This window comes from Enterobacter cloacae complex sp. SYL003 (assembly GCF_049236925.1).
Lineage (GTDB): Bacteria > Pseudomonadota > Gammaproteobacteria > Enterobacterales > Enterobacteriaceae > Enterobacter > Enterobacter intestinihominis.
Genome location: NZ_JBMKJK010000031.1, coordinates 1 through 13,302 on the forward strand (window position 1 = coordinate 1; position 13,302 = coordinate 13,302).

11 protein-coding genes are annotated in these 13,302 nt (G+C 52.3%); 9 read left to right on the plus strand and 2 right to left on the minus strand.

What is annotated here, in order from left to right; genetic code table 11:
- The 9 genes from ACOT1A_RS23240 to rpoC form a co-directional block, all read left to right on the plus strand.
- On the plus strand, positions 1 to 90 hold a 90-nt coding region (locus ACOT1A_RS23240; protein WP_001676084.1), incomplete at its 5' end, for an elongation factor Tu.
- A gap of 227 nt (positions 91 to 317) precedes the next feature.
- Entirely contained in the window at positions 318 to 701 is a 384-nt protein-coding gene (gene secE / locus ACOT1A_RS23245; protein WP_003862342.1) for a preprotein translocase subunit SecE, read from the plus strand.
- Between the two features lies 1 nt (position 702).
- Positions 703 to 1,248 carry a transcription termination/antitermination protein NusG gene (nusG, locus tag ACOT1A_RS23250; protein WP_003862341.1) on the plus strand — a complete coding sequence of 182 codons (546 nt, stop codon included), beginning with the start codon at positions 703 to 705 and terminating at the stop codon, positions 1,246 to 1,248.
- A 156-nt stretch (positions 1,249 to 1,404) separates the two neighbouring features.
- Positions 1,405 to 1,833: a 50S ribosomal protein L11 gene (gene rplK, locus ACOT1A_RS23255; protein ID WP_003862340.1), complete on the plus strand. Its 429-nt coding sequence runs from the start codon at positions 1,405 to 1,407 to the stop codon at positions 1,831 to 1,833.
- 3 nt (positions 1,834 to 1,836) lie between these two features.
- Positions 1,837 to 2,541, plus strand: coding sequence for a 50S ribosomal protein L1 (gene rplA / locus ACOT1A_RS23260; RefSeq protein ID WP_006810530.1), 705 nt, complete (start codon positions 1,837 to 1,839; stop codon positions 2,539 to 2,541).
- Positions 2,542 to 2,830: 289 nt separating this feature from the next.
- Positions 2,831 to 3,328 (plus strand): 50S ribosomal protein L10, encoded by a 498-nt coding sequence (gene rplJ / locus ACOT1A_RS23265; RefSeq protein WP_003862338.1) that lies wholly within the window; start codon positions 2,831 to 2,833, stop codon positions 3,326 to 3,328.
- 66 nt (positions 3,329 to 3,394) lie between these two features.
- Complete coding sequence (rplL, locus tag ACOT1A_RS23270; RefSeq protein ID WP_002445276.1) at positions 3,395 to 3,760, plus strand: 50S ribosomal protein L7/L12; 366 nt, start codon at positions 3,395 to 3,397, stop codon at positions 3,758 to 3,760.
- Between the two features lie 319 nt (positions 3,761 to 4,079).
- The gene (rpoB, locus tag ACOT1A_RS23275) at positions 4,080 to 8,108 is read left to right on the plus strand and encodes a DNA-directed RNA polymerase subunit beta (protein ID WP_023299068.1); all 4,029 of its coding nucleotides are present in this window, start codon (positions 4,080 to 4,082) and stop codon (positions 8,106 to 8,108) included.
- A 76-nt stretch (positions 8,109 to 8,184) separates the two neighbouring features.
- Positions 8,185 to 12,408: a DNA-directed RNA polymerase subunit beta' gene (gene rpoC, locus ACOT1A_RS23280; protein WP_023299069.1), complete on the plus strand. Its 4,224-nt coding sequence runs from the start codon at positions 8,185 to 8,187 to the stop codon at positions 12,406 to 12,408.
- Positions 12,409 to 12,523: 115 nt separating this feature from the next.
- Here rpoC and ACOT1A_RS23285 read toward each other — a convergent pair whose 3' ends face one another.
- The gene (locus ACOT1A_RS23285; RefSeq protein ID WP_003862327.1) at positions 12,524 to 12,841 is read right to left on the minus strand and encodes a PTS lactose/cellobiose transporter subunit IIA; all 318 of its coding nucleotides are present in this window, start codon (positions 12,839 to 12,841) and stop codon (positions 12,524 to 12,526) included.
- Positions 12,841 to 13,149: a PTS sugar transporter subunit IIB gene (locus tag ACOT1A_RS23290; protein WP_010425948.1), complete on the minus strand. Its 309-nt coding sequence runs from the start codon at positions 13,147 to 13,149 to the stop codon at positions 12,841 to 12,843. Before ACOT1A_RS23290 ends, ACOT1A_RS23285 begins: the two co-directional genes overlap by 1 nt.
- Positions 13,150 to 13,302 lie beyond the last annotated feature (153 nt).

The window sequence follows — 13,302 nt, forward strand, 5'->3', positions numbered from 1 at the left end:
CCAATCGCGATGGACGACGGTCTGCGTTTCGCAATCCGTGAAGGCGGCCGTACCGTTGGCGCGGGCGTTGTTGCTAAAGTTCTCGGCTAATCGCTGATAACATTTGACGCAATGCGCAATAAAAGGGCATCATTTGATGCCCTTTTTGCACGCTTTCACATCAGAACCTGGCTCATCAGTGATTAATTTTGTCATAATCATTGCTGAGACAGGCTCTGCGGAGAGCGTATAATACGAAAAGCGAATAGCATTTCGATTGGTTTGCCTCGCACTCGCGGGGTGAAAATGTTTGTAGAATACTTCTGACAGGTTGGTTTATGAGTGCGAATACCGAAGCTCAAGGGAGCGGGCGCGGCCTGGAAGCGATGAAATGGGTAGTTGTAGCCGTGCTGCTGATTGTGGCGATTGTCGGCAACTATCTTTATCGTGACATGATGCTGCCGCTACGCGCGCTTGCAGTGGTAATTCTGATTGCTGCGGCGGGTGGTGTCGCGCTGTTGACGACGAAAGGCAAAGCGACCGTTGCGTTTGCCCGCGAAGCGCGTACCGAAGTCCGCAAGGTCATTTGGCCGACTCGCCAGGAAACATTGCACACCACGCTGATTGTAGCGGCGGTAACCGCTGTAATGTCACTGATCCTGTGGGGACTGGATGGTATTCTGGTTCGCCTGGTATCCTTTATCACTGGCCTGAGGTTCTGAGATGTCTGAAGCCCCTAAAAAGCGCTGGTACGTCGTTCAGGCGTTTTCCGGTTTTGAAGGCCGCGTAGCTACGTCGCTGCGTGAGCATATCAAATTACACAATATGGAAGAGTTATTTGGCGAAGTTATGGTTCCGACCGAAGAAGTGGTTGAGATCCGTGGCGGCCAACGTCGCAAAAGCGAGCGTAAATTCTTCCCGGGTTACGTGCTGGTTCAGATGGTGATGAACGACGCGAGCTGGCACCTGGTGCGCAGCGTACCACGCGTGATGGGCTTTATCGGCGGCACATCTGACCGTCCGGCGCCAATCAGCGACAAAGAAGTTGATGCGATTATGAACCGCCTCCAGCAGGTGGGTGATAAACCGCGTCCGAAAACGCTGTTTGAACCGGGTGAGATGGTTCGTGTTAACGACGGTCCGTTTGCTGACTTTAATGGCGTCGTCGAAGAAGTGGACTACGAGAAGTCCCGCCTGAAAGTTTCCGTTTCTATCTTTGGTCGTGCGACCCCGGTAGAGCTGGACTTTGCTCAGGTAGAAAAAGCCTAAGCAGCGATCAAAAAAGCGACGATTTAATCGTTGCACAGGGCGCGAGATTGGAATACAATTTCGCGCCTTTTGTTTTTATGGGTTCCGACCCGTAAAACGAATTTTATTCACGGGGAGCCTCTCCGAGGCGTTATTACCCAATCAGAGGATTTTAGAATGGCTAAGAAAGTACAAGCCTACGTCAAGCTGCAGGTTGCAGCAGGTATGGCGAACCCAAGTCCACCAGTTGGTCCAGCTCTGGGTCAGCAGGGTGTGAACATCATGGAATTCTGTAAAGCGTTCAACGCCAAAACTGAATCCATGGAAAAAGGTCTGCCAATCCCAGTTGTAATCACTGTTTACGCTGACCGTTCTTTCACTTTCGTTACCAAAACCCCTCCAGCAGCAGTTCTGCTGAAGAAAGCAGCGGGCATCAAGTCTGGTTCCGGTAAGCCGAACAAAGACAAAGTGGGTAAAATTTCCCGCGCTCAGCTGCAGGAAATCGCGCAGACCAAAGCTGCCGACATGACTGGTTCCGACATTGAAGCGATGACTCGCTCCATTGAAGGTACTGCACGTTCCATGGGCCTGGTAGTGGAGGACTAAGAAATGGCTAAACTGACCAAGCGCATGTCCGTGATCCGTGACAAAGTTGATGCGACCAAACAGTACGACATCAACGAAGCTATCGCTCTGCTGAAAGAACTGGCAACTGCTAAGTTCGTTGAAAGCGTTGACGTTGCCGTTAACCTGGGCATCGACGCTCGTAAATCCGATCAGAACGTTCGTGGCGCAACTGTACTGCCACACGGTACTGGCCGTTCCGTACGCGTAGCTGTATTTGCTCAGGGTGCAAACGCTGAAGCGGCTAAAGCTGCCGGCGCTGAACTGGTAGGTATGGAAGATCTGGCTGATCAGATCAAGAAAGGCGAAATGAACTTTGACGTTGTTATTGCTTCTCCAGATGCAATGCGCGTTGTTGGCCAGCTGGGCCAGGTTCTGGGTCCACGCGGCCTGATGCCAAACCCGAAAGTGGGTACTGTAACTCCTAACGTTGCTGAAGCGGTTAAGAACGCTAAAGCAGGTCAGGTTCGTTACCGTAACGACAAAAACGGCATCATCCACACCACCATCGGTAAAGTGGACTTTGACGCTGACAAACTGAAAGAAAACCTGGAAGCTCTACTGGTTGCGCTGAAAAAAGCTAAACCAACTCAGGCGAAAGGCGTGTACATCAAGAAAGTTAGCATCTCCACCACCATGGGTGCAGGTGTTGCAGTTGACCAGGCTGGCCTGAGCGCTGCTGCAAACTAATGCCTTTACGTGGGCGGTGATTTTGTCTACAATCTTACCCCCACGTTTGCTAACAAAAGTTAGCGGCTAAAAGAATTGTTCGTTGGAGCCTGGCCTATCCAGGCCTCCGTCGAAGACCGCAGGTGTTTCGCAAGAAACTTAATCCCCTGCGTAGACGGTGACAGAACGCTAAGATTATTTTAAATACTCTGGCTTGTTTCTGCTCACCGTATTAAGACGCTCTTCCCGTTGGGTCGAGTGAAGTGAGTTCCGGAACATGAGTTCCGGCAAACATCCAGGAGCAAAGCTAATGGCTTTAAATCTTCAAGACAAACAAGCGATTGTTGCTGAAGTCAGCGAAGTAGCCAAAGGCGCGCTGTCTGCAGTAGTTGCGGATTCCCGTGGCGTTACTGTAGACAAAATGACTGAACTGCGTAAAGCAGGTCGTGAAGCTGGCGTATACATGCGTGTTGTTCGTAACACCCTGCTGCGTCGCGTAGTTGAAGGTACTCAGTTCGAGTGCCTGAAAGACACGTTTGTTGGTCCGACCCTGATTGCATACTCTATGGAACACCCGGGCGCTGCTGCTCGTCTGTTCAAAGAGTTCGCGAAAGCGAATGCAAAATTTGAGGTCAAAGCTGCAGCCTTTGAAGGTGAGTTGATCCCGGCATCGCAAATCGATCGCCTGGCCACCCTGCCGACCTACGAAGAAGCAATTGCACGCCTGATGGCAACCATGAAAGAAGCTGCGGCTGGCAAACTGGTTCGCACTCTGGCTGCTGTACGCGATGCGAAAGAAGCTGCTTAATCGCAGTTATCTTTATAAAGCATTTGCTTACGTATAAACTTATTCTGATTTTCAGGAACAATTTAAATGTCTATCACTAAAGATCAAATCATTGAAGCAGTAGCAGCTATGTCCGTAATGGACGTTGTAGAGCTGGTTTCTGCAATGGAAGAAAAATTCGGTGTTTCTGCTGCTGCTGCTGTAGCTGTAGCTGCGGGCCCGGCTGAAGCTGCTGAAGAAAAAACTGAATTCGACGTAATTCTGAAAGCTGCTGGCGCGAACAAAGTTGCTGTAATCAAAGCAGTACGTGGCGCAACTGGCCTGGGTCTGAAAGAAGCTAAAGACCTGGTAGAATCTGCTCCAGCTGCGCTGAAAGAAGGCGTGAGCAAAGACGACGCAGAAGCACTGAAAAAATCTCTGGAAGAAGCTGGCGCTGAAGTTGAAGTTAAATAAGCCAACTTTTCTGGTTGCAGCCTAAGTAATTAGGCTGATGGCTGGTGACTTTTTAGTCACCAGCCTTTTTGCGCTGTAAGGCATCAGCAGCATTTCACACTGTTTGACTGCTGGTTGTCCTGACAATGCTTGTTTCTATCGACGACTTAATATACTGCGACAGGGTGCTCGCTCTGTGTAAATCGCAATGAAATGGTTTAAGCGTGATAGCAACAGGTATTGCGGAAAGTATTCAATTTTCCGGTCCACAAAATGGTGTTGCACAAACTGTCCCTTCGTCGGACAGATGGGTCGACTTGTCAGCGAGCTGAGGAACCCTATGGTTTACTCCTATACCGAGAAAAAACGTATTCGTAAGGATTTTGGTAAACGTCCACAAGTTCTGGACATTCCATATCTCCTTTCTATCCAGCTTGACTCGTTCCAGAAGTTTATCGAGCAAGATCCTGAAGGGCAGTACGGCCTGGAAGCAGCCTTCCGTTCCGTGTTCCCGATTCAGAGCTACAGCGGTAATTCCGAGCTGCAGTACGTCAGCTACCGCCTTGGCGAACCGGTGTTTGACGTTCAGGAATGTCAGATCCGTGGCGTGACCTATTCCGCACCGCTGCGCGTAAAACTGCGTCTGGTGATCTACGAGCGCGAAGCGCCGGAAGGCACCGTAAAAGACATTAAAGAACAAGAAGTCTACATGGGTGAAATTCCACTCATGACGGACAACGGTACTTTCGTTATCAACGGTACTGAGCGTGTTATCGTTTCCCAGCTGCACCGTAGCCCGGGCGTCTTCTTCGACAGCGATAAAGGTAAAACGCACTCTTCCGGTAAAGTACTGTATAACGCACGCATCATTCCTTACCGTGGTTCATGGCTGGACTTCGAATTCGATCCAAAAGACAACCTGTTTGTCCGTATCGACCGTCGTCGTAAGCTGCCTGCAACCATCATTCTGCGTGCACTGAACTATACCACTGAGCAGATCCTGGACCTGTTCTTTGAGAAAGTGATCTTTGAAATCCGCGACAACAAGTTGCAGATGGAGTTGGTGCCGGAACGTCTGCGTGGTGAGACCGCGTCGTTCGACATCGAAGCCGACGGCAAAGTGTATGTGGAAAAAGGTCGCCGTATCACCGCGCGCCACATCCGCCAGCTGGAAAAAGATGATATCAAACACATCGAAGTTCCGGTTGAATACATTGCAGGAAAAGTAGCCGCGAAAGATTACGTTGATGAATCAACTGGCGAGCTGATCTGCCCGGCGAACATGGAGCTGAGCCTGGATCTGCTGGCTAAGCTGAGCCAGTCTGGCCACAAACGTATCGAAACGCTGTTCACCAACGATCTGGACCACGGTCCGTACATCTCTGAGACTGTACGCGTCGACCCAACCAACGATCGTCTGAGCGCGCTGGTTGAAATCTACCGCATGATGCGTCCTGGTGAGCCACCAACTCGCGAAGCGGCTGAAAGCCTGTTCGAGAACCTGTTCTTCTCCGAAGACCGCTACGATCTGTCCGCGGTAGGTCGTATGAAGTTCAACCGTTCTCTGCTGCGCGACGAAATCGAAGGTTCCGGTATCCTGAGCAAAGACGACATCATTGAAGTGATGAAGAAGCTCATCGATATCCGTAACGGTAAAGGCGAAGTCGATGATATCGACCACCTTGGCAACCGTCGTATCCGTTCCGTAGGCGAAATGGCGGAAAACCAGTTCCGCGTTGGCCTGGTTCGTGTAGAGCGTGCGGTGAAAGAGCGTCTGTCTCTGGGCGATCTGGATACCCTGATGCCTCAGGATATGATCAACGCCAAGCCGATTTCTGCGGCAGTGAAAGAGTTCTTCGGTTCCAGCCAGCTGTCTCAGTTCATGGACCAGAACAACCCGCTGTCTGAGATCACGCACAAACGTCGTATCTCTGCACTCGGCCCAGGCGGTCTGACCCGTGAACGTGCAGGCTTTGAAGTTCGAGACGTACACCCGACTCACTACGGTCGCGTATGTCCAATCGAAACGCCTGAAGGTCCAAACATCGGTCTGATCAACTCCCTGTCCGTGTACGCACAGACAAACGAATACGGTTTCCTTGAGACCCCGTATCGTAAAGTGACCGACGGTGTGGTTACCGACGAAATTCATTACCTGTCTGCTATCGAAGAAGGCAACTACGTTATCGCTCAGGCGAACTCCAACCTGGATGACGAAGGCCACTTTGTAGAAGATCTGGTTACCTGCCGTAGCAAAGGCGAATCCAGCCTGTTCAGTCGCGACCAGGTTGACTACATGGACGTATCCACCCAACAGGTGGTATCCGTCGGTGCGTCCCTGATCCCGTTCCTGGAACACGATGACGCCAACCGTGCATTGATGGGTGCGAACATGCAACGTCAGGCCGTTCCAACTCTGCGTGCTGATAAGCCGCTGGTTGGTACCGGTATGGAACGTGCTGTTGCCGTTGACTCCGGTGTTACAGCAGTTGCTAAGCGTGGCGGTACCGTTCAGTACGTTGACGCATCCCGTATCGTTATCAAAGTTAACGAAGACGAGATGTATCCGGGCGAAGCGGGCATCGACATCTACAACCTGACCAAATACACCCGTTCTAACCAGAACACCTGTATCAACCAGATGCCTTGCGTATCTCTGGGTGAGCCAGTTGAGCGCGGCGACGTGCTGGCAGACGGTCCGTCCACCGACCTCGGTGAACTGGCGCTCGGTCAGAACATGCGCGTAGCGTTCATGCCGTGGAACGGTTACAACTTCGAAGACTCCATCCTCGTCTCCGAGCGTGTGGTTCAGGAAGATCGTTTCACCACCATCCACATTCAGGAACTGGCCTGTGTGTCCCGTGACACCAAGCTGGGGCCAGAAGAGATCACTGCCGACATCCCTAACGTGGGTGAAGCTGCGCTCTCCAAACTGGATGAATCCGGTATTGTTTACATCGGTGCGGAAGTGACCGGCGGCGACATTCTGGTTGGTAAGGTTACACCGAAAGGCGAAACCCAGCTGACGCCAGAAGAGAAACTGCTGCGTGCTATCTTCGGTGAGAAAGCGTCTGACGTTAAAGACTCTTCTCTGCGCGTACCAAACGGTGTTTCCGGTACGGTTATCGACGTTCAGGTCTTCACTCGTGACGGCGTTGAGAAAGATAAGCGTGCGCTGGAAATCGAAGAGATGCAGCTCAAACAGGCTAAGAAAGACCTGTCTGAAGAACTGCAAATCCTCGAAGCGGGTCTGTTCAGCCGTATCTATGCGGTGCTGGTTGCCGGTGGCGTTGAAGCTGAGAAGCTCGACAAACTGCCACGCGATCGCTGGCTGGAGCTGGGCCTGACCGACGAAGAGAAACAGAATCAGCTGGAACAGCTGGCTGAGCAGTATGACGAACTGAAACACGAGTTCGAGAAAAAACTCGAAGCGAAACGCCGCAAAATCACTCAGGGCGACGATCTGGCACCAGGCGTGCTGAAGATTGTTAAGGTGTATCTGGCTGTTAAACGTCAGATCCAGCCTGGTGACAAGATGGCAGGTCGTCACGGTAACAAGGGTGTTATCTCTAAGATCAACCCGATCGAAGATATGCCGCACGATGCTAACGGTACGCCGGTAGATATCGTACTGAACCCACTGGGTGTACCGTCTCGTATGAACATCGGTCAGATCCTGGAAACCCACCTGGGTATGGCTGCGAAAGGTATCGGCGACAAGATTAACGCCATGCTGAAGCAGCAGGAAGAAGTCGCGAAACTGCGCGAGTTCATCCAGCGTGCCTACGATCTGGGTACCGACGTGCGTCAGAAAGTCGACCTGAACACCTTCAGCGATGATGAAGTTCTGCGTCTGGCGGAAAACCTGCGTAAGGGTATGCCAATTGCAACGCCGGTATTCGACGGTGCAAAAGAAGCTGAAATTAAAGAGCTGCTGCAACTGGGTGGTCTGCCAACGTCTGGTCAGATTACGCTGTTTGACGGCCGTACCGGTGAACAGTTCGAGCGTCCGGTAACCGTAGGTTACATGTACATGCTGAAACTGAACCACCTGGTCGACGACAAGATGCACGCTCGTTCTACCGGTTCTTACAGCCTGGTTACTCAGCAGCCGCTGGGTGGTAAGGCTCAGTTCGGTGGTCAGCGCTTCGGGGAGATGGAAGTGTGGGCGCTGGAAGCATACGGCGCAGCATACACCCTGCAGGAAATGCTCACCGTTAAGTCTGATGACGTGAATGGTCGTACTAAGATGTATAAGAACATCGTAGACGGCAACCATCAGATGGAACCGGGCATGCCAGAATCCTTCAACGTACTGTTGAAAGAGATTCGTTCGCTGGGTATCAACATCGAACTGGAAGACGAGTAATTCTCGCTCAAACAGGTCACTGGTGTCGGGTTAACCCCCGACACCAGATTGTGCTAACTCCGACGGGAGCAAATCCGTGAAAGATTTATTAAAGTTTCTGAAAGCGCAGACTAAAACCGAAGAGTTTGATGCGATCAAAATTGCTCTGGCTTCGCCAGACATGATCCGTTCATGGTCTTTTGGTGAAGTTAAAAAGCCGGAAACCATCAACTACCGTACGTTCAAACCTGAGCGTGACGGCCTTTTCTGTGCGCGTATTTTCGGGCCAGTAAAAGACTACGAGTGCCTGTGCGGTAAGTACAAGCGCCTGAAACACCGTGGTGTGATCTGCGAGAAGTGCGGCGTTGAAGTGACCCAGACCAAAGTACGCCGTGAGCGTATGGGCCACATTGAGCTGGCGTCTCCAACTGCTCACATCTGGTTCCTGAAATCTCTGCCGTCCCGTATCGGCCTGCTGCTGGATATGCCGCTGCGCGATATCGAACGTGTTCTGTACTTCGAATCTTATGTTGTGATCGAAGGCGGGATGACGAATCTGGAACGTAACCAGATCCTGACCGAAGAACAGTATCTGGACGCGCTGGAAGAGTTCGGTGACGAATTCGACGCGAAGATGGGTGCGGAAGCTATCCAGGCCCTGCTGAAGAGCATGGATCTGGAGCAAGAGTGTGAAACTCTGCGCGAAGAGCTGAACGAAACCAACTCCGAAACCAAGCGTAAAAAGCTGACCAAGCGTATCAAACTGCTGGAAGCGTTCGTACAGTCTGGTAACAAACCAGAGTGGATGATCCTGACCGTTCTGCCGGTTCTGCCGCCAGATCTGCGTCCGCTGGTTCCGCTGGATGGTGGTCGTTTCGCAACGTCGGATCTGAACGATCTGTACCGTCGCGTGATCAACCGTAACAACCGTCTGAAACGTCTGCTGGATCTGGCTGCGCCGGACATCATCGTACGCAACGAAAAACGTATGCTGCAGGAAGCGGTAGATGCCCTGCTGGATAACGGTCGTCGCGGTCGTGCGATCACCGGTTCTAACAAACGTCCTCTGAAATCTTTGGCCGACATGATCAAAGGTAAGCAGGGTCGTTTCCGTCAGAACCTGCTCGGTAAGCGTGTTGACTACTCCGGTCGTTCTGTAATCACCGTAGGTCCATACCTGCGTCTGCATCAGTGCGGTCTGCCGAAGAAAATGGCTCTGGAGCTGTTCAAACCGTTCATCTACGGCAAGCTGGAACTGCGTGGCCTGGCCACCACCATCAAAGCCGCTAAGAAAATGGTTGAGCGTGAAGAAGCTGTCGTTTGGGATATCCTGGACGAAGTGATCCGCGAACACCCGGTACTGCTGAACCGTGCACCAACTCTGCACCGTTTGGGTATCCAGGCATTTGAGCCAGTCCTGATCGAAGGTAAAGCGATCCAGCTGCACCCGCTGGTTTGTGCGGCCTATAACGCCGACTTCGATGGTGACCAGATGGCTGTTCACGTACCGCTGACGCTGGAAGCCCAGCTCGAAGCGCGTGCGCTGATGATGTCTACCAACAACATCCTGTCTCCAGCGAACGGTGAACCTATCATCGTTCCTTCTCAGGACGTTGTATTGGGTCTGTACTATATGACCCGTGACTGTGTTAACGCCAAAGGCGAAGGCATGGTGCTGACTGGCCCGAAAGAAGCTGAGCGTATTTATCGCGCTGGCCTGGCCTCTCTGCATGCGCGCGTTAAAGTGCGTATCACCGAATACGAAAAAGATGAAAACGGCGAATTCGTGGCGATTACCAGCCTGAAAGACACGACCGTTGGCCGTGCGATTCTGTGGATGATCGTACCGAAAGGTCTGCCTTTCTCCATCGTCAACCAGGCGCTGGGCAAGAAAGCGATCTCCAAAATGCTGAACACCTGTTACCGCATTCTGGGCCTGAAGCCGACCGTTATCTTCGCTGACCAGACAATGTATACCGGCTTTGCTTATGCAGCGCGTTCAGGTGCATCTGTTGGTATCGATGACATGGTCATCCCAGAGAAGAAACACGAGATCATCTCTGAAGCGGAAGCTGAAGTTGCTGAGATCCAGGAGCAGTTCCAGTCTGGTCTGGTAACCGCAGGCGAACGTTACAACAAAGTTATCGATATCTGGGCTGCGGCGAACGATCGTGTATCCAAAGCGATGATGGATAACCTGCAAACCGAAACCGTGATTAACCGTGACGGCGTAGAAGAGCAGCAGGTCTCCTTCAACAGCATCTACATGATGGCCGACTCCGGTGCGCGTGGTTCTGCGGCACAGATTCGTCAGCTGGCAGGTATGCGTGGTCTGATGGCGAAGCCAGATGGCTCCATCATCGAAACGCCAATCACCGCGAACTTCCGTGAAGGTCTGAACGTACTCCAGTACTTCATCTCCACGCACGGTGCGCGTAAAGGTCTGGCGGATACCGCACTGAAAACGGCGAACTCCGGTTATCTGACGCGTCGTCTGGTTGACGTTGCGCAGGATCTGGTCGTCACCGAAGACGATTGTGGCACCCTCGAAGGTATCACCATGACCCCGGTTATCGAGGGTGGTGATGTTAAAGAGCCGCTGCGCGATCGCGTACTGGGTCGTGTGACCGCGGAAGACATCCTGAAGCCGGGCACCGCAGACATTCTGGTTCCACGCAACACTCTGCTGCACGAACAGTGGTGTGACCTGCTGGAAGCGAACTCTGTTGACTCTGTGAAAGTGCGTTCCGTTGTATCCTGTGACACCGACTTTGGTGTGTGTGCGCACTGCTACGGTCGTGACCTGGCGCGTGGCCACATCATCAACAAAGGTGAGGCTATCGGCGTTATCGCAGCACAGTCCATCGGTGAGCCGGGTACACAGCTGACGATGCGTACGTTCCACATCGGTGGTGCGGCATCTCGTGCGGCTGCTGAATCCAGCATCCAGGTGAAAAACAAAGGTAGCATCAAGCTCAGCAACGCGAAGTCTGTTGTTAACTCCGCAGGCAAGCTGGTTGTGACTTCTCGTAACACCGAGCTGAAGCTGATCGACGAATTCGGTCGTACCAAAGAGAGCTATAAAGTGCCTTACGGTGCGGTTATGGCGAAAGGTGATGGCGAGCAGGTTGCCGGCGGCGAAACCGTAGCAAACTGGGATCCACACACCATGCCGGTTATCACCGAAGTAAGTGGTTTCATCCGCTTCACTGACATGATCGACGGCCAGACCATTACTCGTCAGACCGACGAGCTGACCGGTCTGTCTTCTCTGGTGGTTCTGGATTCTGCTGAACGTACTACCGGTGGTAAAGATCTGCGTCCTGCACTGAAAATCGTTGATGCTCAGGGTAACGACGTTCTGATCCCTGGCACCGATATGCCTGCGCAGTACTTCCTGCCGGGTAAAGCGATTGTACAGCTGGAAGATGGCGTACAGATCAGCTCTGGTGACACCCTGGCGCGTATTCCTCAGGAATCCGGCGGTACCAAGGACATCACCGGTGGTCTGCCACGCGTTGCGGACCTGTTCGAAGCACGTCGTCCGAAAGAGCCTGCTATCCTGGCTGAAATCAGCGGTATCATCTCCTTCGGTAAAGAGACCAAAGGTAAGCGCCGTCTGGTTATCACGCCAGTAGATGGCAGCGAGCCGTACGAAGAGATGATTCCTAAGTGGCGTCAGCTCAACGTGTTCGAAGGTGAACGCGTGGAACGTGGTGACGTGGTCTCCGATGGTCCAGAAGCGCCGCACGACATCCTGCGTCTGCGTGGTGTGCATGCTGTTACTCGTTACATTGTTAACGAAGTACAGGACGTATACCGTCTGCAGGGCGTTAAGATTAACGATAAGCACATCGAAGTTATCGTTCGTCAGATGCTGCGTAAAGCAACCATCGAAAACGCGGGCAGCTCCGACTTCCTGGAAGGCGAGCAGGTTGAATACTCACGCGTTAAGATCGCTAACCGCGATCTGGAAGCGAACGGCAAAATCGGTGCGACCTTTGCACGCGATCTGCTGGGTATCACCAAAGCGTCTCTGGCAACCGAGTCCTTCATCTCTGCTGCATCGTTCCAGGAAACCACTCGTGTCCTGACCGAAGCGGCTGTTGCAGGTAAACGTGATGAACTGCGCGGTCTGAAAGAGAACGTTATCGTGGGTCGTCTGATCCCGGCCGGTACCGGTTATGCGTACCACCAGGATCGTATGCGTCGTCGTGCAGCGGGTGAACTGCCAGCTGCACCGCAGGTGACTGCCGAAGATGCATCCGCGAGCCTTGCAGAACTGCTGAACGCAGGTCTGGGCGGTTCCGACAACGAGTAATCGTTGATGCCCGGTAGGTAAAATTACCGGGCATATGAATCACAGGTCGGGTAAGCGCAGCGCCACCCGACAATAAAAAACCCGCCTCGGCGGGTTTTTTTACGTCTGTATGTCTTCAATTCACTAACGGGATGCGTCGATAAAGCTCAATCATATCGCCCGCCAGATCCTGAATGACCATCGCGTTCATCAGGTGATCCTGAGAGTGAACGGTGATCAGGTTAACCGGAAGTTTACCTGTCCCTTCATCAAGACCGATGAGCTGCGTCTGGATCGTATGCGCATGTTTCACATATTCACGCGACTCTTCCATCGCTTTCTCGGCTTCGTCAAAGTCACCTTTTCGCGCCATCTGCAACGCTGTCAGGGCCGCACTGCGCGCCGCACCTGCATTGACCAGTAGCTCCATGATTGTAGTTTCTAAGTCTTCCATTATGACTCCAGCAGCTTGAGCGCTTTTTCCAGTACGGCATCACCTTTCATCATGCCGTAATCCATCATGTCGATAACCGCGACCTTTTTTCCAAGCGGATCGGCCTGCGCCTGGAGTTTTGCCTGTTCGTATTTAACCTGTGGCCCCAGTAATACGATATCAGCCGTCGCGATGTTATCTTTAAACTCCGCGACCGGAACGGCTTTAATGGTTACTTCGACTCCTTTTTTCTGCGCGGCATCTTTCATACGTTGAACCAGCATGCTGGTTGACATTCCCGCTGCACAGCATAAAACGATGTTCTTCATAGTCAGCCTCGATCTACATGTGTTTATTGATAATTATCCCGCGCAGACCGCTTCAACAACCGCTTTACCGCGATTGTGTGTCAGGCATCACAAAGAAATCGGCATTTTTCTGAAACCGGTTACAATTTTATACATGAAAGCATTCTGCCCGTC